Below are 20,174 nucleotides of genomic sequence, written 5' to 3' on the forward strand. Positions count from 1 at the left end.
GTAATCGCCCTTCATGCCGTCGCGGCGGGACGGCTAGAGCCTGCCCGCCTCGGCGAGGGCGAGGACGTCGGTCGCCGCGCGGAGTGCCTGGGCGTCGATCTCGTCCGCTTCCGGGGTCGCCCCGCCGAGCAGAGCCCTCTCGAAGAGACCCTCACGGAGCAGCGCCCCGAACCGGCGTGCGGCGTGAACGGGATCGTTGACCCTTCCACGCAGATCGGCCGGCCAGCGTGCGACATAGCGCGCCACCAGTTCGATGTCGTGCCCGACCACCTTCTGCCGGTAGCGCTGCCCCAGCTCCGGAAACCGTTGCGACTCCCTGATGACCACGCGATAGAGCCCCAGCTGTTCGTCCGACAGCACGCGTCGCAGGTATTCCGCTCCGGCCTCGGTCAGCCCGGTCAGGGGCGGCGCATCGAACCAGGACGGATCCGTCGTGTCCGTGTCCAGGGTGCACGCGGACTGGATCACCGCGACGAACAGGTCGTCCTTGTCGTCGAAATGCCGGTAGAGGGTCTTGATGGAGACGCCCGCGCTCGCCGCGATCCGGTTGACCGAGCTTCCCGCGTACCCCTCGTCGAGGAAGGCGCGCAACGCGGCGTCGACGAGCGCGTCGCGCTTGCGCTCCATCAGCCTCGCCTTCGGATCATCCGCAGCCCACGTCCGCACATGCCCTCCCCTCGTCTTGACAGAAGCATACGACAGCGAACACTATCGTTTGATTCGACAGTGATCGCTGTCGAATGACGAAGGGGGGCAACGATGCAGGACAACGAGGGTGCACGTGTGCTGGTGCTCGGCGCGAGCGGAAGGACCGGAGGGATGATCGCGGCCGCGCTTGAGGCGTTCCCGACCGGGGTCGCCGTGGTTCGCGCCTCACGCGACCACGAGACGGTCGAACGCTGGCGAGCGGAGGGACGCGCGGCGGTGCACCTCGACCTCGACGACGCTCGAACCTTCCCCACGGCACTCGAGGGCATCGACCGGCTGTTCCTCATGGCCGGCTACACGGTGGCGATGACGCACCAGGCCAAGACGATCGTGGACGCCGCCGTCGACGCCGGCGTCGGGTTCATCGTCCATCTGGGCATCTTCGGGAACGGACGCTCCACCGATCCGCATTTCGCGTGGCACGAGCTGGTCGAGCGGTACATCGAGGGAAGCGGGATCCCCTGGACCCACCTGCACCCGCACATGTTCATGGAGAATCTGCTGACAAGCCTGAGGCTCCGCGATGGACGCCTGCCCTGGCCCATGGGCGACAAGCCGACAGGATGGATCGCCGTCGACGACATGGCGGCCGTCGCGGCGAAGGTCCTCGCCGAGGGGCCGGAGATCCACGCGGGCAAGGGGTACTGGATGTCGACCGACCTCCTCAACGGAGTCCAGGCGGCGGACATCCTCCGGCAGGCCCTCGATCACCCCGTCACGGCCCAGGTGATGACTCCGGACGACCTGCTGCGCAGGGGCTCGGACGCCGCGCCGTCCTTCATGGAGGTGACGTATGCGGCCAGCGTCATGGAGTGGTTGCGGCAGACGTACGACGGCCGGATGGACTACGCCGCGGTGACCACCTCGACGGTTGAGGAGCTTCTCGGCCGGCCACCGTTGCACCTCGCGGACTGGGCGACCCGCAACCGGCAGGCTCTCCTCAACGGGTCTGATCATCAGCCGGTGTGACCGATCGTTTCGGCTTGGGAACGGTGGTCCTCTCCCGGGATCTCACCCAGGCGGTGAAGGCCTCGATCGCATCGACGACCGCCTCGAAGCGGAAGGAGTGGTACAGGTCGAAGGCGTGGTGCCCGCCCTTCAGCTCGGCGTAGACAACGGGGGAGGCCGAGGTCTGGCGTAGCCGGTCGGCGAAGTGTCGGGCATCCGCCGCGGGCACCAGCGTGTCCTTGTCGCCGTGTGCCAGGAAGAAGGGCGGTGCGTCCGCGGTGATGTGGGCGAGCGGCGAGGACTCGGGCCCCTGGCCGAAATAGGTGCCGTACCAGCCGTTCAGGTAGATGGCGCCGGTCACGGAGGTGTCGGCGTTCTCGAAGCCCGGCTGGAAGGCGGGGTCGTTCTGGGTGAGCGCGGCCAGCCCCGCCATGTGCCCGCCCGCCGAACTGCCCGCGACGAACAGCGTCGTCGGATCGGCGCCGTACTCGTGGGCGTGCTCCCGTACCCAGGCGATGACCCTCTTGAGGTCGATCAGGTGGTCCGGATGCTGGAACTTGGGCCGTAGCCGGTAGTTGGCGCTGATGCACACCCAGCCCTGACTGGCGAGCCGGTAGAGCAGCGGCAGCGACTGGCTGTTCTTGTGGCCCCCGGAGTAGTGGCCGCCGTGCAGGTGGATCATGACGGGCGCGCCTTGCGGGCGCGAGCGGTGGTGGTAGAGGTCGAGCAGGTTGCGGCGGCCCGCGTCGCCGTAGGCGAGGTTGGCCACGCGCCGGACATCCGGGCGGCGCTTGAGGATGGGCAGGAACAGGATGCGGGCCAGCGGGGGCCGGCGCCGCAGCCCGCCGGCCAGGTCGGCGTCGAGGGTAGCGCGCCATCCTGCGCCCAGCCCTTCGTCCATGGCGCGCTTGATCCTGTCCCGCTCGCCCAGCGCGCGATAGGCGATGACCGCGAGCCCGGGCGTGGTCACGGCGGCCAGGGCGACGGTCGCCCAACCGCCCGCCGAGTCGATGTCACCTTCGGCGAACGCCAGCGCCGTCGGGAGCAGCAGCATCCAGAAGAAGGCCGCGAACGGCAGTTCGTTGGCGGCCAGGCCGAAGTAGTAGCTCGGGCGGCCGAGCGGGCGCGACCACGGCACCGGCCGTAGCGCGAACAACGTGCCGACCGCGACGAGCGCCACAGTGATCAGATAGCCGACGGGCACGGAACCTCCAAAGACGGCAGCTGTCTCTCCACTGCCTCCGCGCGCACCCCCTCATCTGGGAGGTCTTGCGGGCCCCAGCCTTCCCGCCCCACAGGCATCACATCAACGACGGATCAGATAACGGTCTTTCACTCTGAGCTAATGAATCCGAGCCGCACGCATGGAGATGCGAGAGGTCGAGATCTTTCTGACGCCGGCATTCCCGAGGGAACGGGCCTGCACTCCTTCCGCCACATTTGTGATTCACAATGGCGCAAGTGTGGGTGGCGAGGACGGCGTCAGGCCATGCCACTCCCACGATCACGCTGAATACCTGCGTGGGGGAGTGGCCTGAGCCTCACGAGCAGCCCCGGCGCATCGTCGACGACGCTCCGGGGCCGTGTGCCCGGCATGTGCCCTGACACGGCCACTCGTCGATGAAACGCCTGATCAGCGCCCTTGCTTCAGCGGTAGTTCGTGAACTGCAGGGCGATGTCGAGGTCCTTGCCCTTCAGCAGGGCGATGACCTCCTGGAGGTCGTCCTTCTTCTTGCTGCTGACGCGGAGCTCGTCGCCCTGGATCTGCGCCTTGATGCCCTTGGGCCCCTCGTCGCGGATGAGCTTTGAGATCTTCTTCGCGTTGTCCTGGTCGATGCCCTCCTTGAGGGCGACCGCCAGCCGGTACTCCTTGCCGGACAGCCTCGGTTCGTCCGCGTCCAGGACCTTGAGGGAAAGGCCTCGCTTGACGATCTTCTCCTTGAACACGTCGAGGACCGCGTTGGCGCGCTCCTCGCTGTTCGCCTTGATCTCGATGCTCTCGCCCGACCAGGAGATGTCGGCCCCGGTGCCCTTGAAGTCGAATCGGTGCCCGACCTCCTTGGCCGTCTGATTCAGGGCGTTGTCGACCTCCTGCCGGTCGATCTTGCTGACCACGTCGAAACTGCTGTCGGCCATCGGTGTCCGTGTCCTCTCCTCGTTGCCCTCTGAGATTAGTGGCCCAGGCATGATCAGAGGTCTTTGCGCATCACAACACGGGGCTCCATGTCGATGCCCAGTGTGTGCTCATGCCGTACGAGTGCGGTCAGCTCCGGTCCCCACCTCTCCGCGGGAACTACGGCGAAGCCGCGGCCCGCGTACCAGGGGGCGTTCCACGGGACGTCGCGAAACGTCGTCAACGTCATCGCCGCGGCGCCGGCCGCCACTGCCGCGTCACAGGCGGCGTCGAGCAGGCTCGTGCCGATGCCGCGCCTCCCGTGATCAGGGTGTACGGCGAGCTGTTCGAGATGCGCGAGCCCGTCGACGGTCCCGAGCATGGCGAACCCCACGGGTGGCCGGCCCGCGACGATCACGGTCTCCGGGTCGTCACAGTCCTCGATCATCGTGGTCCCGGGAGGGAAGTGGATGCCGAGGGGCGCGAACATGCCGTCGGCGGCGAGTTCCACCTCCACCAGCGTCGGGAGGTCGTCGGCCTCGGCCCATCTGATCACGGTTCTACTATGGCGCGATCCGGCGGCTGGGTGGCGAAATATCCTCTTCACCCGAGTCGTTCCCCGGCAAAACCGACGTCACGTGCACCCTCGAAGTCCGCTATCCTTCTTGCTGTCGCTGCGGTCAGCAGCTGACACGGCAGGTTGCCCGAGTGGCCAAAGGGAGCGGTCTGTAAAACCGTCGGCTCAGCCTACGCAAGTTCGAACCTTGCACCTGCCACACCAGCCTAAAGAGGCCCCTGATCAGCAGAGATGCCGGTCAGGGGCCTCTTTGCTCATGATCCATGAGTGACCGTGATTCCCTGCTGTTTCCCGTGGGATATGGCACGCCTGTGGCACGCGATCAAGCCCAGATGCCCCCGCACGGACGCGCACCGTCCCCCCTGACTGATGCCCTTATGGGCAGGGGGCTTGGTTGGGCGATGTCTCTCGTTGGTCTGCGGCGCGCTGGGGGGTGTCGTCACGGTTTTCCTGGTCCGGCGACAGAACCTGGAGAGCGGTGTGGGCTGAGTGCAGGACGCTGATCCATGCGGGATGGTCGAGATAGGCATCGTCTGGGGCGGTGGGTCCAAGGTCATCGAGAACGCGGAGGAGGGCGTCAACCACGATCTGCACGAGGTCGGCTTCTCGCTCATCCCGGAATAGCTGAGGGATCAATGCGCGCGCGCCGGTTTGGTCGATGAAAGTGTCATCGATTAACCAGTGGACGGCATTGGTAAGGTCTGGCCACCCGTGTCCTGATCGCCAGTGTTGCTCTTGATAGTCGCGGTCGCCGAGGACTTGTAATGCGTTCAGAACATCTTCACGTCGCTCTGGCCACTGAACCCGCTGTGTCGCGGAAGGCTCTGCACTCATGAAGCCACGCTACTGAGCTGAGAGCGGAATCGAAGCGGTGAGTCGATCTATAGGCCCGGGGTTGCGTGGATAACGAGGCTCTCCAGCGGATGCTGGATGATGTCTTTGACCAGGCATTGGTGTTCCACGGGTTCGTCGACTACATGCGCGACTACGAGGTCGTCGTGTACCGGACGGCCGATCAGAGAAGCGGTGTTCAACCTGCCTACATGCGATACCTGTTCCGGTATTGCGTTGAAGCCCGATGCCAGACGACGGTTCCTTCGAAGGTCTGGCAGGAGTCGTTGGATGACCGTCTCATCGACTACGAGACCGGCGTAGCCCTTGATGGGTTCATCTGGGGTGTGAAGTGGCAGAACCTCTATCCCGGGGCGACGGTCGTGGCCGAGTCGACGTCGGCTGACGCGTGAGCCGCGGCCGTCGGCATTGAGTTCCATGAGGTACGTATTGAGACAAACACACATGACCTGACGCTGGTATTTTCCGGCTTGGACATGAGCGAACTGCCGTCCGGCCACACCCCCTTCTCGGTGCCGGGCTCGGCCCAGGCCGTAGGCGACTCAGCTGGAAACGACGTGCAGTAGCGCCCACACCAGAAGCGGCTCCCTCTGATGAACCGCCCGAGATCAGTGGAGGCTCCATCGAACTCGGAGTCCCTGTGATTCCCCTGCGGTCGCCGACCGGACGGGTACGCAAGGGGCACGCACTCAAGAAAGACCTGGATTGAGCAAGGGGTTGGGGTAGCCCTCATCTGTCTCCTCGATGACATGGCGAGAATCACGTCCGATGCGATCAAGGATCTCCGATCGACGGCCATGCATCCACGACGGGGTCACCTGATCCCAGATCTCTTGGGTGGGGACGTAAACGACAGGAGGATGTACCCCCCACCCGCAGTCGAAGTTGAACTTGCGCGAGCCCTCCGTGTACACGAGGAGTTCCTTCCACCGATAAGCGATCTCGTAGGTCATAACACGATGCGCCTTTCCGCAGATGTACCCCAGACATGGATTAGTCGATTGTTCTCTACGTATCGACCATCGGGAAAGACGGCAGGTGCTGGAAACCCGAACCCGCGCTGTTAGCTTGGGAAGCGTATGGATCACGGCCGTTAGGGGTGCGGTCGTTCAGACCCGTACGTCTCGATCTGGCGTCGTCCGTTCCGGTGGCTCCCAGGCATGGTTTGACAGCCTTATGGCTAGCCGGCGGAGGATCAGCCGTCGTAGTCCTCGAATTCCCACGCACCGATGCGACCGATCTTCTCGGCAAGTTCACGCCACGTCGGCGCCTCTAGCACGGAAATTCGAATATTCAACCATCGGGTTACCTCAGCGGGGTGCAACTCGGGAACGAAAAGCCAGTGCCGGCCAATGAGAAACGGATGGTGCTGTAGCTGCTCCGCAAGGGCTGATGGGGTGCAGACGGTGATCTGAAACCGCTCCTCCCCTGGCTCTCCTTGCGGACCGACGTACACCTCTAGCAGCTCACATGCGTGGGCCGGGTCGTCGATGCTCCGCCCGAATTCAAGATCGGGCCACCGGAAACTGATCACTCGCGCCATCACCGTCCCATGATCGCTCAGCACGCTAGCCCGTGGGTGCGCTGCGCACTGTTGCCGTGGCTACCTTGGGACTGTGCTTCTGGTGAGGGGCGGTCGTAGGTTGACGTTCGTGCACATAAGGACGGATCGATTGGTATCGCCTCACCTCCGTCGCTTCCTGGACGAGCTCGCACGTTGGTCGGATCCGATGCCCGTGGATTGGATCAAGCGGAATGCTCGTGCTGTCGATCGGGCGGGTGTCGAGACAGACGCTTCCGATGAAGCCATCGACGCGATGATCGCGTTTGAGCAGAGGTACGGCGGGCTCTGGTTCCCTGCGCTCGGCCCCAACGGCATGGAGTATGGACTCGATGGCGAGGCAACGGTCTACTGCACAGCCGAGGGGTGGGCCTTTCCTGGGATCTTGGACGGGGATTGGACCTGGGCAGTCGAGATTCTGTCGGATGGGCGTGCCGGGATGACTCTCGCGGACAAGCCTCTCAGGGTCCTCAATCGGAGCATTGACCAGCGGCTGGAGGCACACGCGTTGGCCGTGGCCGTGCGCCACTGGCCGCATCTGATCCTGGAACTGGCTACCCCACGAGGGATGGTTCCGGTCCTGGCAGATGCCAGCCTCCCGTCACCAGCCGACGAGGCCTCAGGCCCGGCGGACCTGTGGTGGTTCGACGACGTGTCCGCTATCCACCTTCAGCTCGACAACTGGTGGACACATGATCACGACATCTGGATCGCACGTTGCTTGAGCAAGGAAGCTACCGGCCTGGGTCGGTTGAAAGAACTGCTGCTCAGCGGGATGACCGGATTCCTGGAGCCGGGTGAGGTTTGGTGTTCGCTGTGCAATCGGCTCGCGCCGTCGGCAGGTAGAGGGCGGCATAATCCCGACCCAGACAGCAAGGCTCCCTGACCAGGGCTTTTGCGTGGAGCGGGTGACGGGAATCGAACCCGCGCTGTCAGCTTGGGAAGCGTATGGATCACGCCTCATACGGGCGCTGAGCTGGGCTTCGGGCCGGTCGTGAGTGACCGTGGTTGACCCCTCGTCACCTTGGCTAATGGCCCGACGGGCGAGGGCGACTGGGGCCGAAACCATTCGGAGCTCGGGTTCGATGTCTGGGCTGACCGCGTGGTGTTGCTGGTGGACCCATCGTGTCTATTCTTCGTGCGTGCTGATCACAGACGAGGAATTGGCTCTCACGGCAGCGCAAGCAGGAGCTGCTGTCGTGCACGCCATGTACGGTGCATCGCTGACGCGCTTCCAGAAGGCTGTGGGTGACTTCGCTACGGCTGCTGACATTGAGGCGGAGAACACCATCCTTGACGTTATTCGCACCGCCCGACCAGACGATGCCGTGACGGCCGAGGAGAGCGGATGTACGGGCCCGGGCGGCGCGGAGCGCATGTGGCTGGTCGACCCACTGTGCGGCACGCTGAACTATGCCGCGCGCAGCATGCTGGTCGCGGTGAACGTCGCCCTGCGCGTGGGCTCGGACATCACGGTGGCGGCCTCAGCCGACCCGTTCGCCAAAGAGGTGTTCTGGACGGACGGCGATCACGCGTACGTTCGTCGCGACGGTGTGGACGAGGGACTCACGCCGTCGCCCGATACCCGGCTGGTGGATGTCAACCTCGATCCACCGTTCCCGAACGAACCGAGCTTCCGGGCGGTCCGGTTGCTTGCCGACCCAGGGTTCATCGCGCAGTTTCGCCCGCGCGTCGTCTCCACCACTCTGGCAGTGGCCTGGGTCGCCGCCGGTCGGCGAGCCGCATACGTCACTGACGGCCACCTGCGGGATAGCGTGCACTTCGCCAGCGGCATCGCGTTGTGCCAGGTCGCCGGATGCGTGGTGACCGGCATACACGGTCAGCCACTGCACACCGGCGCGGGTGGGCTCGTCGTGGCGGCCGACCAGGAGACGCATGCCGCAGTGCTAGAACTCATCGGCAAGCAGTGTCCGTCTGATCGTTAATCTGTAAAACCGTCGGCTCAGCCTACGCAAGTTCGAACCTTGCACCTGCCACCAGGGATTTTCCCAGCTCAGAGGCCCTACGGGGCCTCTTTTGCTTTCCACGGACATGCAGCCGTAGGCCACCCGGAGCCCTCGTCTGTCGCTGGTCCACCAATATGCGTGCAATGATCTTGGCCGCATTCTCACAGGTGGCTCGATGTTGGTCGGCCGCTGGAGCGGCTCATTCGCGATGGTCAAATCCCTACGTGCGACCCAGGCCGGCCTGCCCGAGCACCAGGACGGAATGGAGAACACTTAAGGAGTTGACTGTTAAGGACTTAACAATTACCGTCGGGGTATGGATCAGTCGAAAGACCTTCCCGCCAGTCCCCTTGAAAGCCTCAGGGTCATCAATTGGGCCCAGGTGCAGGCAGCGCAGGAGTGGATCCATGTGCGAGGACTCAGCTTGCAGCAGGCGTTTGTCCTGAGCCATCTCGCCGCCAACCCCGGCGCCATCCAGCGCGACATCGCGCGAGCGACTCGTACGACCGCGGCGAATGTCTCCGGCGTCCTGCGCGGGCTCGAAGCGCGACAACTCGTTGAGCGCCGCTTCGAGGGCGGCGACGAACGCAGCAAGCGCGTCTTCGCGACCGACGCCGGGATCGCGCTCGTAGCCGGGCGCGACGAGGCGATGGCCGCGGCGGACGAGTCGATCCTCGCGCCGCTGACCGAGTCGGAGCGGACCACCTTCCAGGTGCTGCTCGACAAGATCACCGCCGGTCTGTCGAACCCGGGTGACTCGTAACGCGTCCGACCCGGGCCCGTCGGAGCGCATTCCTCATTCCTCGCCGTGGCGGCATCCGCCGCCGCGCGCTCGAACCTGCCCGGACGCACGCGTCCAGCAGCGAAGGAGCACCCATCATGACGCAGGAAAATCCGCTGCTGACAATGATCCGTGAGGTGTGCGCCCTTGGGCGCGCCGAGTTCGAGCGGCCATCCACCGCCGAGGGCGACCCCGACGCCGGGCGTGCGCTCGTCCAAGGGTTGCAGGCGATCGATCCGGGCGGCGAGCCCAGCGCCATCTCCTTGTCCCTCGCACTCCTGGCACCCCGCGCTCCGTACTTCGACCAGCTCGTGCTGGACGCCATCGCGGCGGGGGTCCCCCAGGTCGTCAATCTCGGCGCCGGCTACGACGACCGCGCCCTGCGATTCCGGCACTCCGGCGTGACGTTCTTCGACCTCGATCTGCCCGACATCGTCGCGGACAAGGCCCGCCGCCTCCACGTGATGGGCACCGACACCGCGCACCTCGCCCTGGCCGCCATGGACTTCCACACCGACGATGTCGCCGAGGTCCTGGCGCGCGCCGGGCACGACGCCCACCGACCGACCCTCTTCCTCGCCGAACACCTCGCTCTGTTCCTCGAACCCGGCGACGTCGCATCACTCCTGGCCAGGCTCTCCGGCCGCGCGACGGCAGGGAGCACCCTGGCCATCACCGCCGAAGTGCATCCCGCCGACCTCGACTCCGACCTCGTCGTCTCCACCGTGGACGACGTCATGTTCGGCGGCGCCGGACCGCTGCACACGATCCAGTCCCGCGACGCCTGGCTGGCACTCTTCGAAAAGACCGGTTGGCGGATCGACAACCCGGACGAGGTGACAGCGGTCAACCACTTCGAAGTGACCGTGGCCGATCGCCCCACTCAGATCCAGACGCAATTCCTCACCGCGACGGCGTGAGGAACCGGTCCCTCCCCAGCGGTAGCGCTCGGGGAGGACGGTGAGGATGGCGTCGGGGTCGTGCTCGACGCCCTACCACCTGCCCGCTAGCCACCTTTTGGGAGGCCGCCACCGGCCACGCCGTCACACGGCGACCACCGCGCTCTTGCCCAAGCGGCATTAGCCCGCGCCCGATACCGCCACGCCTTCGCCCTGTACCGCATCACCGCCGACGCCGGCGACACCTCCGCGCTGGCGGATCGGGCCGAGATGCGGGAACGAGAGGGAGTAACTGACCGGTTGGGTGATCTGTGGCGGTTCGGGCTGCAAGGCGGGCAATGAGTGACGAGCCCTATCCGTGCCCGTGCTGTGGGTTCCTCACACTGAGCGAGCGAGGAGGCTACGAGATCTGTCCGGTTTGTTTCTGGGAGGACGACGGGCAAGACGACCACGATGCCGACCAGGTTCGCGGTGGCCCCAACTATGAGCTGAGCTTCACGCAGGGATGGCGGAACTTCACGGAGTTCGGCGCGAGCCGTAAAAAAGATCGTGGCCACGTTCGAGCACCCCGCCCGGAGGAGCATCCTTCTACGCGATCGTGCTAACGCTGCTAACAGCAGCCCTGGACAACCATGGACAAGCGTGGAATATCGACGCCCAGAGACGCCCCCTGAGCAGGCGCTTATGACAGCTCTGGACGACTGTGGACAGCCCTGACCTTGCTACGGATCAGAAGGTTGGGGTTTCGAGTACCTCCGGCCGCACAGCGCCAAGGCCCTGGTCCTCTAGCCGATGACCAGGGCCTTGCTATGTTCGCTGTTGCCTGCCCACGGCTACCTGTTTGGGCGGGACTCTGGCGTTGAGCCAGGTGGACAGGCGGGCGTGCCGCAGGTCGTAGGGCCGCCGGGCCAGCGGCGAAACTCGTTCCTCTGCTGACAGGGAGTCTTCGCGAGCAAGATCCCAGACGCGTGCCGTCGTACGGGACCATGGGGCACATGAACGACGATCTCTACTCGGATCACCACTGGCGGTCCCTGTGCGAGCGCCTCTTTGACCGCGAGAGCGATGGGCTGGGCGACATGCTGCTGCGGTGGCTGGAAGAGCATCCGGCGCACGTGGCGGAGGTGCGGGAGGCGGGCCGGCCCGAAAGTCACCTGATCCCTCTGGGGAGCCCTCCCAACAGGGGATTCAGCCCGCTGGTGCGCTTGTATGCCATGAACCGTATACTCGACGTGCTCATCCTGAACTACCAGGATCCCCCGGACGATCCGACGGCGAGCCCGAACGAGGCCTACCCGCCGGTCGGTGTCTATCCCGCCTTCTGTGAGGCGCTGGGCGCGGACCGGATCGGCAGGCGGGGCTTTCACCCGTTCTTTCACGAGGTCGTCGAGGTGCGGCCGGTCGACGATCCCGACGAGCCGCCCTCGATAGTCGAGGAGCGCTGGCCCGGTTACATGATGGGGTCGATGCTGCTGATGCGGGCCGGAGTGGTCGTCACCGCCGGGGCACGGCATCTGGTCGCTGGGGTCGCCGATCGCTCCACCCTGTATTGGACCTTCTGGCGCCGGTCACGATCCACCCGTGACCTCTCGGACGGTTGGGGGAGCAACTCGCAGTGGAGAACCGACTTCCGCCGCGACTACCTGGTCGACGGCCGACTGCACTACAACGTGGACGCGATCCTGGATCCGTGGGTAGACGAGAAGAGCCTTGATCCCGCGTCGGTGATCGAGATCGTCCGGTATCGGTGCAGCACCATCGTCGATCATGGTGATGACGTCTTCCCTTACAACGATCACCACGTCGAGCCGGCCCCTGCGGACTGACCCGCGTATGGGTACCCGTCCCTGCCCAGAAGGAATCGATGAAGAAGAGGATCTCATCCGGGGTATCAGCCGAATCACTCGGCGTTGTTCAGCCCTTGGAGCACATGGGCACCTAGCGCGTCGGTTGTCGGAGCTATGAATGGCTCTAACTCGTCGAGCGGGGAGAAGCCCTGTCTGGCGCCTTCGTTCTTGTAGGGCTGGATGATCACGGTCCCGTCCGGATCCTGGTGGACGCCGATGCAGCGTGTGCCTTGGACGAACGCGCGCCAGGACCTGACTCCAGCGAGTTTCTGCAACGGCTTGTTCGGCAGGTCGTCCGCTTTCCAGTCGGGGTGTGGCATGTCGAGCTTGAAGGCGGCCAGGGCAGCGGTGACCGATAGCCCTAGATCATTTGTGATCACCGGCTCATCGAAGCGGCTGCGCGGGTCTGTTTCGATGAGGAGTCCTGTCACGGTTCGGGCCAGGGCGGATACGAGAACGACTGATCCCCGCTGATAGACGGTCGCGTCTCTTCCGCTGTAGACCGATGCCGCGCGTTTACGCCGTAAGAGCTTCATCGATCCTCCGATTGGAGATGGACTGATGCCCATCGATGCACTTCGCGTAGACCCGCAACAGTACGTCAACGCTGTGTCCGGCACGCTCGGCCACCTCGGGGGCTGAGACGCCCGCATTCAGCCAGAGCGAGACCGCCGCATGCCGAAGGTCGAACGGCCTGCGCGCCAGTGGAGAGGCGACCTGGGCAGGGGTGAAGGCGAGTGTTCGAGCTTCCTGCCACACCTCCGTGTAGGCCGTCGAGGCGATCACTCCGCCCCGTTCACTGTGGACGATTCGGCCATCCGACCCGATGCCGAACTCTTTGATGTGTGGCCGAAGAATCTTGACCAGGGCGGGCGGGATCGGCACCGGCCGTACGTCATCGCGGCCCCGGTGCTTGAGACCGCGTTGCTCGTGGGCATCACCGCTGTCTGTCCACCTGGTGTTGACGTTTCTGTCCCACCACATGCTTGACGGGCACCCTAGGAAACATGATCGGCTTGCGGGGCCGGGCCGCTTTGATGCTGCGGACGGGCTGGGTGGTGGTGCGGCGGACCACGCGGGTGTGGTCGCAGGCGGTCGCACTCACCCTCACGTAGACACCACACCCACCCCGCTAACGGTGAACCCCCTGCGCAGGGGGCTCACCGTCAAAGATCAAACAACTTCGGCTTAGTGTCTGGGCCGCGCCGTAACCCTGATCAATGCGACGGCGATGCCGATCCACACTGCCCCATCGATGAGTGGGCCCGCCTCACCGACGACCATGGTCAGGGGTAAGTTCACACCGATAGCGACGGCGATCGTTTTGGGCAGTAGGCCCGCGCGGAAGACCGCGATCGCGAGCAGGACGCCACCGGCCAGCCACAGCGGCAGAGCGAGCAGGAAGAGGATGTCGAGCGAGTTCCGGCCGCGTACGGCGGTGGCGAGGGCCGCGGTACCGAGCAGGGCATACTGGGCCGCGAACGTGATGGTGGCGGCGAGGCCGATCTTGCCCCAGCGCGCTTGAACTCGGTGCACCGCATGTAGCCCGATGATGGCCAGCACGCCGATCCACAGGCCAAGAGCGTAGCTGTACTCGATGAGGTAGTCGGTTGTGGCGTGGAACGGATCGGCCTGCTCCGGAGACGCCAGCTGGAGCACGCCTAGGGCGAGGGACGCCAGACCGGTCAGCGCCGACATGGTCACGGCCGTCCCGGCGCGAACCGGTGCGGCGGTTTCCCGGGCGATGGGGGTGGACATTGCTGTGGCTTCCTTTCTGCACTTGGTGGCGGCGCCACCGAAAAAATGGGTCGATGGCGCCGACGCTAGGCCGCCCACGGCCTGCGATCGTCCATCGCCGGGTGGGTGGATGCGGCGGCTGGTTGGAGCAACGGTGGTGCGGCGTCCACCCGAGGGTGGACGCCCGGCGACTGTCGCCGGCCGTATCATGCGCCCATGCTCGACGGTGCCGCCCCCGCCGAGCTCGGTCGGCGCCGGGCCTGGCTTTTCGACGTCTCCATCGCCGCGGCGTTCGTCGCGGTTGGCCAGATCGATGTATGGGCACCGTGGAATGCAGTGTGGGGCGACGATCCTGTGGCGGGACCCGACCGAAGCCGCAGTGTCAAGCGTCAGCCGAGGTAGGACAGAACCACAGCAGGGTTCCCACGAGGTGCTTGACGTTTCTGTCCCAGGACATGCGCGACAGGTGATCTAGGAAACCTGGTCCAGCTTGTACAGCACGAGCGGCACGAGCAGGAACGCGAAACCCGCCGTCAGGAACGCGCCGGCTCCTGCGGCGCCTACGAAGGTGCCTGCCAGTACAGCCAGCGGGGGGACAGTCGGCTGGGCCAGGCCCCACGACGACCCCTGGAAAGCGAACCAACGTGGCCGATCGAGCTCAGGGGCGGCGTCGGCGACACTCGACTGCCAGCGCCCCAGCAACACGCCGTTGACCGCAGTGCAGGCCAGATACGCGACGATGGTCAGCAACAGGCTGCTGGTCAGCGCCATGACCAGCGCCAGCCCCGCCAGTAGTAGCGTGCCCAGGCCAAGGATCAACCCATGCTGACGGCCCTCCAGTGGACGCCTGACCGCCCTAAGCGCCAGCGGCGCCACAATGGCTGCGCTCGCAAGAGTCAGGCCGGGCAGCCACGCCGGTGCCCCCCGCTCCAGCAGGGCCAGCGGCAGATACATCATCACCGCCAGATAGCCGACCGCGAACGCGATGCCCGCCATGGTCAGGCGCAGCAGCGCCGCCGGCGGCCGCCAGCGCTCATCACTGCTCTCACGGTACGCACCGCGTGCATGGTCGTCGCGTGGCAGCAACGCCACCGCCACACCGGCCGCCACCAGGCAGGTCAGCGCGTCTGCAACCACCAGCCATCGCACCCCCAACGGCAGCAGCACCGCCGCCAGCAGTCCCGCGACCGCCCCGGCGGCCGAGATCGCCACTCCCATTACCGCAAAGGTCGTATGCCGCTGCTCACCGATGCTCGCCCGCGCAAGCAGTTCCTGCGAGGCAGGCTCATACACCTCAAACGCCAGCCCGACCAGGGCGATCGCGACCAGCACGGGCACCGGCCCGTCCGCCAGCGCCAGCGCGACCAGAGCCAGGCCGGTTCCGGCCAATCCGGCGACGAGCACGCCCCGAGGCGAGAAGCGATCCAGCAGGAACGCCCCAGCCCAGCGCGAAGCCAGTGCCGAGACCCCGAACACCACCAACGCCAGCGGGGCGAGTTCCGGTCCAGCGAGAACCGCCAGAAACGACAGCGCATACGCGCCGAGGGCGTTGAGAACACGCACCCACACCAGCGCCCTGGCCGTCGCCGGCAACGATCTGAGCACGTCATCCCCCGCATACGGCAACGAAAGGCGCCAGCCTCGCACACGCCGCTGACAATGTCCTCTGACCTGGCAGTTCGTCCGGCCGGCGGCGGGTGGCCGGTGAATCTACTGCGGCGCCATGGCCTGCCCGGGACGGCGGTAGCGGCGGAGTTCCCAGGGGTCGTGGGCGCTGAAGATCGATACCTGGTCGCCGTGGCGGCGGAGGAGTTCGCGTAGCCGAGCCTGAGTGCCGAGTCTGAGATCGCGGTGAACTTCTGAGCTGGTTTGCACCAGGTCCAGGAGGGGGTGAGGGTGGGGGTCGTCACCGAGTTCCCGATGGTAGTAGTAGGCGTCACCGCAGTGCAGGAGCCAGCGGTCGCCGTCGTGGACCGCCACTCCGGTGTGGCCGGCGGTGTGGCCGCCGAGCGGGACCAGGCGGATCTGCGGCGGCAGGCCCTGGAGCTGCAGGGAGGCGAAGCCGAACCAGTCCTCGCCGGAGCCGATGGGATAGGTCACCCAGTTCGGGTGGTGTGCCCAGTGGGCCGGGCGGTAGCGGAAGCTGGGCGCCTGACTGGTCGCGGCTTCGAGTTCGGCGGCCAGGACGTGGACCTGGGCGGCGGGGAAGTCCGGCAGGCCACCGCAGTGGTCCACATCGAGGTGCGTCACGATGATGTGGCGTACATCGCCGGGGTCGTACCCGAGCCGGGCGATCTGGCGTATGGCGGTCTCCTGCTCGTCCAGCACGGGCTGGGCCATCTCGACCCAGTCGGCGCCGAGGGCCTGGCTGGGGTTGCGTACATCGTCCAGGCCGAGGCCGGTTTCGATGAGGACCAGTCCGTCGGAGTCGGTCTCGACCAGCAGGCAGTGGTTGACGGCGTGCGCGGGGGCCGGGCCCGGGTAAGTGGCTTCGATCTGCCGTACGGACCCGCAGTTGAGGTGATGGATCTGCATGGCGGCTAGCCTGCTGGTTGAAGCGCGGTTCAAGTCAAGGAGGCACGGTGGGCGAGCTGCTGGACATCGCAGAGGTAGCCGAGCGCTCCGGATTGGCGGCGTCGGCGCTGCGGTTCTATGAGAAGCGGGGCCTCGTCGCCTCGGCGGGCCGCAACGGGTTGCGCCGGACCTACCACCCCGAGGCCCTCGATCGCCTCGCGTTCATCACCTGCGCACGCGGCGCCGGGTTCACCATCGCCGAGATCGCCAGATTCCTGCGAGCAACCCCCGACGACCTGGAGCTGCGCACCCGCATGATGCGCAAGGCCGAGGAACTGGAGGAGGACGTCGCCCGCTTGATCCGCATGCGCGACGGCCTCCGCCACGCCTCGACCTGCACGCACGAGCCGCTCGTGGAGTGCCCCGACTTCAAGAACACCTTCCGACCCGGCGCCTCCCCGGCCCCCTGGGACCAGTCCCTTTAGATCAGGCTGATCCCGACGCCCTGCCAAACGGACCAAGCCGGAGTGGATGCTTAGAACCCGCGTTCAGCGACCGAACGCAGCACACAGAACTCGTTGCCCTCGGGATCGGCCAGCACCACCCACCCGGATCCGTCCGCATTGCGATGATCCGCTACGAGCGTCGCACCGAGACTTGTGATTCGTTCCGTCTCGACGTCGCGTGGCGAATCCGCTTGCAGGCATATGTGCATGCGATTTTTGACCGCCTTCGGTTCCGGCACGCGTTGGAAGTACACGGTTTGGCCGTCGGGGAGGTCGAGGGCTGCTTCGTCAGCGTCGGGCTGGTGTCCGTCGGGCAGCGGCCGGCCGAGAACACGAGACCACCAGCGCGCCAGGGCTACCGGGTCGGCGGCGTCGAAGGCGATATTGCGAATACGCGTCGTCACGACGGAATCGTGCAGGCGCAGCTTGATGACGGTCAACTGGGTTATCCGGCCCGCGGCTCCCTCGTCTCAGCCGGGTCGGTGTGGGGCACCGGTTGGTGTTGACCCGCAGAGGGAGTGACTGAAGGATGGAACAGAGCCCTTAACGGAAGGGGTGGACAAGGGATGCGGTTGTGGCCGGAACGCTGGCGACGACGTGCGGCCGCATCTGATTCCTTCTCCGACTCCTTGCTGGCGGCGGCGCGGGAACGGGGTATCCCCGCTGAGCGGGTGAGCGGTTCCGACGTCGAGGACCTCGCCATCGCGGTGGCGAGGAACACCTACGAGAAAGGCGACGTCGCCGCGGCGGAGGAAATGCTGCGCCTGATCACGGTTGAGGGCAGGCCATCGGCCGCCGGGATGGCAGCCTTCGATCTGGGCTTGGTGTTGGAATCCCGCGGTGATGCGCGCGGTGCCCAGCACGCGTACCGGATGGCCATGAATTCTCCCAATTCCGACGCATCGGCGATGGCCGCGTTGAACCTGGGGACCATCGTGTTCCACGAAGGCGACACCGAGCAGGCCCGAGTCCTCCTGACCATCGCCATGGAGTCGGGGCATCCGCAGGCCGCGCCGAAAGGGGCTTTCAATCTGGGTGGCCTGCTCGCCAGGCAGGGCCATACCGAAGAGGCGATGCGTGCGTTGCAGCGCGCGGTGGATTCAGGTCATCCCGACGAGTCGCCGGGAGCACTGACCCAGCTCGGTGCCCTCTGGTTCGCCACGGGTCGGGTCGCAGACGCCGAAGCCGCATTCGAGCGGGTCATCGCGACACGACACCCGGAGTTCGCGGCCATGGCACACGCATGCCTGATCGACTTGCGCCGCCGACGGCGCTGATCGGAACCGTACGGAACAACCACGCGGCGGACACGCGGGGAGCGTCGTCGCACGAGTTTGCGACGACATCTGATTCTCGGCACCCACCAGGCAAGGGTGTCTTCAGCGGGGCGGGGTGACCCCGTTGAACCAGTTCTGCGTGGCGACGGCGGTGTCGTGTTCGCGGTCCCCGGTCACGGTGATGCCTTCGAGGGCGGCGATGTGGTCTTCGGTGAGCGTGATGTCGGCGGCGAGGCTGTTCTCCTCGAAGAACGCCGGCCGGCGGGTGCCGGGGATCGGGACGACGTCGGGCGCCTTGGCGAGCAGCCAGGCGAGGGCGACCTGGCCGGGGGTGGCGCCGAGGTCGGCGGCGATGTCGCGGACGATGTCGACGGTCGACAGGTTGCGGTCGAAGTTCTCCTCGGAGTACCAGGGCATGCCGCTGCGGTGGTCCTCGTTCTTCAGGTCGTCCCGGGAGGTGATGGCGCCGGTGAGGGCACCGCGGCCAAGCGGGCTGTAAGGCACGATTCCGATGCCGAGTTCGCGGGTGAGCGGGAGGATCTCGTCCTCGATGCCTCGCTCCCACAGCGACCACTCGGTCTGGAGTGCAGTGATCGGATGCACGGCCGCGGCCCGGCGGATGGTGTCGGGCGCGGCCTCGGACAGGCCGATGTGGCGCACCTTTCCCTCGGTGACGAACTCGGCCATGGCGCCGACGGTGTCCTCGATCGGGACCGTCGGGTCGACACGGTGCTGGTAGTACAGATCGATGTGGTCGGTGCCCAGGCGCCGCAGTGACCGTTCCAGCTGCCGGCGCGCGTAGGCGGGGCTGCCGTCGATGCGTGCTTCTGCTCCGCCGAACGGGGCCGAGACGATGCCGAACTTCGTCGCGACGACGAACTCGTCGCGGCGTCCGGCGATCGCACGGCCGACGATCTCCTCGCTTGCCCCGTAGCCGTCGGCAGTGTCGATCATGGTGACGCCGAGCTTGGCGGCGCGGTCGATGATCTCCCGGGCCATCATGTCCGGGTCGTACTCGCCGTTCTGTCCGTAGGGGTTGGCGAAGCTCATCGCGCCGTAGCCGATCGCGCCGACCTCGAGATGGTCGGGTCCGAGGAATCGGGTGGTGATGCTCATGACTGGGTCCTTCCAGGCAGGCGGACATGACCTCGCTGGGGATTCACCTGCGAGCAGGCATGTCCTCACGTGGGGACAACAATAGTCCTCAAGTGAGGACAACGGTCAAGGGGGCCTAGGATGAGGGTGTGTCCACTGGTGCGTCTGCTCCCGCCCCTCGGCGTACACGCGACGCCGAGGCCACACAGCGCGCCATCCTCGGTGCCGCGGTCGACGCGTTCGCCCGCAGCGGCTATGACGGCGCGAGCACCCGCGACATCGCCCGTGACGCCGGAATCGACCCTCGGTTGATCACCCGCTACTTCGGGTCGAAGGAGGCGCTGTTCGCGCGAGCGGTGGAGGAGACCTACCGCCACCCCCTCATGATGGTCCCGGGGCGCAACCGTGACGTGGCCGAGGCGCTGCTCAGCGACGCGCCGCTGGAGCAGGCCAAGGGGCTTCTGCTCACCATCCGCTCGGCCGGGAACGAGCGGGCCGTCGAGATCATGCGCGACCACCTCGAGCAGCACTATCAGCGTGACCTCTCCGACGCGCTCGCCGGCCCCGATCCGGGGACGCGAGCCGCGCTGTTGATCGCCATCTGCACCGGCGTGCAGATGCAACGCAATGTCCTGCGCAACCGGGCGCTGCAGGCCGCGGATTCGGCCACGATCATCGATCTGCTCGCCGCCGCACTCGACCTCATCGGTGCGAGAGGCGTGCCCACTTCCGCGGACGGCCCTCCGAGCGCCTGAGACTCGCCCATATTGTCCGCTGTCGGCGCATCGGGTC

The 20,174-nt window shown here is 66.2% G+C and carries 24 protein-coding genes, 1 tRNA gene and 1 pseudogene; 12 read left to right on the forward strand and 14 right to left on the reverse strand.

The features are described 5' to 3' along the window. Positions 1–33: 33 nt before the first annotated feature. Complete coding sequence (locus Pka01_RS07930) at positions 34–627, reverse strand: TetR/AcrR family transcriptional regulator (RefSeq protein ID WP_203881941.1); 594 nt, start codon at positions 625–627, stop codon at positions 34–36. Between the two features lie 132 nt (positions 628–759). On the opposite strand from Pka01_RS07930, the gene Pka01_RS07935 reads away from it, so the two are divergent. Next, entirely contained in the window at positions 760–1,677 is a 918-nt protein-coding gene (locus Pka01_RS07935) for an NmrA family NAD(P)-binding protein (RefSeq protein ID WP_203881942.1), read from the forward strand. Here Pka01_RS07935 and Pka01_RS07940 read toward each other — a convergent pair. The 3 genes from Pka01_RS07940 to Pka01_RS07950 form a co-directional block, all read right to left on the reverse strand. Next, on the reverse strand, positions 1,649–2,860 hold the full coding sequence (locus Pka01_RS07940; protein ID WP_203881943.1) for an alpha/beta hydrolase: 1,212 nt from the start codon (positions 2,858–2,860) through the stop codon (positions 1,649–1,651). The genes Pka01_RS07935 and Pka01_RS07940 overlap by 29 nt on opposite strands. A 443-nt stretch (positions 2,861–3,303) precedes the next feature. Beyond that, entirely contained in the window at positions 3,304–3,792 is a 489-nt protein-coding gene (locus Pka01_RS07945) for a YajQ family cyclic di-GMP-binding protein (protein WP_203881944.1), read from the reverse strand. 53 nt (positions 3,793–3,845) lie between these two features. After that, positions 3,846–4,325 carry a GNAT family N-acetyltransferase gene (locus Pka01_RS07950; RefSeq protein ID WP_239114816.1) on the reverse strand — a complete coding sequence of 160 codons (480 nt, stop codon included), beginning with the start codon at positions 4,323–4,325 and terminating at the stop codon, positions 3,846–3,848. Positions 4,326–4,463: 138 nt separating this feature from the next. Here Pka01_RS07950 and Pka01_RS07955 point away from each other — a divergent pair. After that, positions 4,464–4,545 (forward strand) — tRNA-Tyr (locus Pka01_RS07955). A gap of 176 nt (positions 4,546–4,721) precedes the next feature. Here the strand turns inward: Pka01_RS07955 and Pka01_RS41725 are convergent. After that, positions 4,722–5,180 carry an SCO4402 family protein gene (locus Pka01_RS41725; protein WP_425571052.1) on the reverse strand — a complete coding sequence of 153 codons (459 nt, stop codon included), beginning with the start codon at positions 5,178–5,180 and terminating at the stop codon, positions 4,722–4,724. A gap of 65 nt (positions 5,181–5,245) precedes the next feature. Between Pka01_RS41725 and Pka01_RS07960 the strand changes: the two are divergent. Further along, positions 5,246–5,764, forward strand: a pseudogene (locus Pka01_RS07960) (YxiG-like protein). Between the two features lie 123 nt (positions 5,765–5,887). On the opposite strand, the gene Pka01_RS07965 reads toward Pka01_RS07960, so the two are convergent. After that, complete coding sequence (locus tag Pka01_RS07965) at positions 5,888–6,151, reverse strand: hypothetical protein (RefSeq protein ID WP_203881946.1); 264 nt, start codon at positions 6,149–6,151, stop codon at positions 5,888–5,890. 242 nt (positions 6,152–6,393) lie between these two features. Continuing rightward, positions 6,394–6,741 carry an Imm8 family immunity protein gene (locus Pka01_RS07970; RefSeq protein WP_239114832.1) on the reverse strand — a complete coding sequence of 116 codons (348 nt, stop codon included), beginning with the start codon at positions 6,739–6,741 and terminating at the stop codon, positions 6,394–6,396. A 193-nt stretch (positions 6,742–6,934) separates the two neighbouring features. On the opposite strand from Pka01_RS07970, the gene Pka01_RS07975 reads away from it, so the two are divergent. The 6 genes from Pka01_RS07975 (at position 6,935) to Pka01_RS08000 (ending at position 12,232) form a co-directional block, all read left to right on the forward strand. After that, positions 6,935–7,645, forward strand: a complete 711-nt coding sequence (locus Pka01_RS07975) for a hypothetical protein (protein ID WP_203881947.1) — start codon at positions 6,935–6,937, stop codon at positions 7,643–7,645. Positions 7,646–7,901: 256 nt separating this feature from the next. Continuing rightward, positions 7,902–8,705, forward strand: a complete 804-nt coding sequence (locus Pka01_RS07980) for an inositol monophosphatase family protein (RefSeq protein ID WP_203881948.1) — start codon at positions 7,902–7,904, stop codon at positions 8,703–8,705. 337 nt (positions 8,706–9,042) lie between these two features. Then, positions 9,043–9,489, forward strand: a complete 447-nt coding sequence (locus tag Pka01_RS07985) for a MarR family winged helix-turn-helix transcriptional regulator (protein WP_203881949.1) — start codon at positions 9,043–9,045, stop codon at positions 9,487–9,489. 116 nt (positions 9,490–9,605) lie between these two features. After that, a complete protein-coding gene (locus tag Pka01_RS07990; RefSeq protein ID WP_203881950.1) occupies positions 9,606–10,427 on the forward strand; it encodes a class I SAM-dependent methyltransferase in 822 nt (273 codons plus the stop codon). A gap of 317 nt (positions 10,428–10,744) precedes the next feature. Beyond that, positions 10,745–11,011 (forward strand): CPCC family cysteine-rich protein, encoded by a 267-nt coding sequence (locus Pka01_RS41550; RefSeq protein WP_203881951.1) that lies wholly within the window; start codon positions 10,745–10,747, stop codon positions 11,009–11,011. A gap of 390 nt (positions 11,012–11,401) precedes the next feature. Beyond that, positions 11,402–12,232, forward strand: a complete 831-nt coding sequence (locus Pka01_RS08000; protein WP_203881952.1) for a nucleotide exchange factor GrpE — start codon at positions 11,402–11,404, stop codon at positions 12,230–12,232. Between the two features lie 74 nt (positions 12,233–12,306). Here the strand turns inward: Pka01_RS08000 and Pka01_RS08005 are convergent, their stop codons facing one another. From Pka01_RS08005 to Pka01_RS08025, 5 genes are all read right to left on the reverse strand, one after another. Next, the gene (locus Pka01_RS08005) at positions 12,307–12,789 is read right to left on the reverse strand and encodes a hypothetical protein (protein WP_203881953.1); all 483 of its coding nucleotides are present in this window, start codon (positions 12,787–12,789) and stop codon (positions 12,307–12,309) included. Further along, entirely contained in the window at positions 12,770–13,237 is a 468-nt protein-coding gene (locus Pka01_RS08010; RefSeq protein ID WP_308442213.1) for a site-specific integrase, read from the reverse strand. Before Pka01_RS08010 ends, Pka01_RS08005 begins: the two co-directional genes overlap by 20 nt. 204 nt (positions 13,238–13,441) lie before the next feature. Next, the gene (locus tag Pka01_RS08015; RefSeq protein WP_203881954.1) at positions 13,442–14,011 is read right to left on the reverse strand and encodes a hypothetical protein; all 570 of its coding nucleotides are present in this window, start codon (positions 14,009–14,011) and stop codon (positions 13,442–13,444) included. A 450-nt stretch (positions 14,012–14,461) separates the two neighbouring features. Then, positions 14,462–15,595, reverse strand: a complete 1,134-nt coding sequence (locus Pka01_RS08020; RefSeq protein ID WP_203881955.1) for an MFS transporter — start codon at positions 15,593–15,595, stop codon at positions 14,462–14,464. A 105-nt stretch (positions 15,596–15,700) separates the two neighbouring features. Continuing rightward, on the reverse strand, positions 15,701–16,525 hold the full coding sequence (locus Pka01_RS08025) for an MBL fold metallo-hydrolase (protein ID WP_203881956.1): 825 nt from the start codon (positions 16,523–16,525) through the stop codon (positions 15,701–15,703). A 47-nt stretch (positions 16,526–16,572) separates the two neighbouring features. On the opposite strand from Pka01_RS08025, the gene Pka01_RS08030 reads away from it, so the two are divergent. Then, a complete protein-coding gene (locus tag Pka01_RS08030) occupies positions 16,573–16,989 on the forward strand; it encodes a MerR family transcriptional regulator (protein WP_239114817.1) in 417 nt (138 codons plus the stop codon). 50 nt (positions 16,990–17,039) lie between these two features. Here the strand turns inward: Pka01_RS08030 and Pka01_RS08035 are convergent, their stop codons facing one another. Next, on the reverse strand, positions 17,040–17,450 hold the full coding sequence (locus Pka01_RS08035) for a VOC family protein (protein ID WP_239114818.1): 411 nt from the start codon (positions 17,448–17,450) through the stop codon (positions 17,040–17,042). Between the two features lie 231 nt (positions 17,451–17,681). On the opposite strand from Pka01_RS08035, the gene Pka01_RS08040 reads away from it, so the two are divergent. Beyond that, complete coding sequence (locus tag Pka01_RS08040; protein ID WP_203881958.1) at positions 17,682–18,287, forward strand: tetratricopeptide repeat protein; 606 nt, start codon at positions 17,682–17,684, stop codon at positions 18,285–18,287. A gap of 102 nt (positions 18,288–18,389) precedes the next feature. Here the strand turns inward: Pka01_RS08040 and Pka01_RS08045 are convergent, their stop codons facing one another. After that, the gene (locus Pka01_RS08045; RefSeq protein ID WP_239114819.1) at positions 18,390–19,403 is read right to left on the reverse strand and encodes an aldo/keto reductase; all 1,014 of its coding nucleotides are present in this window, start codon (positions 19,401–19,403) and stop codon (positions 18,390–18,392) included. Positions 19,404–19,531: 128 nt separating this feature from the next. On the opposite strand from Pka01_RS08045, the gene Pka01_RS08050 reads away from it, so the two are divergent. Beyond that, positions 19,532–20,137: a TetR/AcrR family transcriptional regulator gene (locus Pka01_RS08050; protein WP_203881959.1), complete on the forward strand. Its 606-nt coding sequence runs from the start codon at positions 19,532–19,534 to the stop codon at positions 20,135–20,137. Positions 20,138–20,174 lie beyond the last annotated feature (37 nt).

Source organism: Planotetraspora kaengkrachanensis (genome assembly GCF_016862895.1).
In the GTDB taxonomy this organism is placed as follows: Bacteria; Actinomycetota; Actinomycetes; order Streptosporangiales; family Streptosporangiaceae; genus Planotetraspora; species Planotetraspora kaengkrachanensis.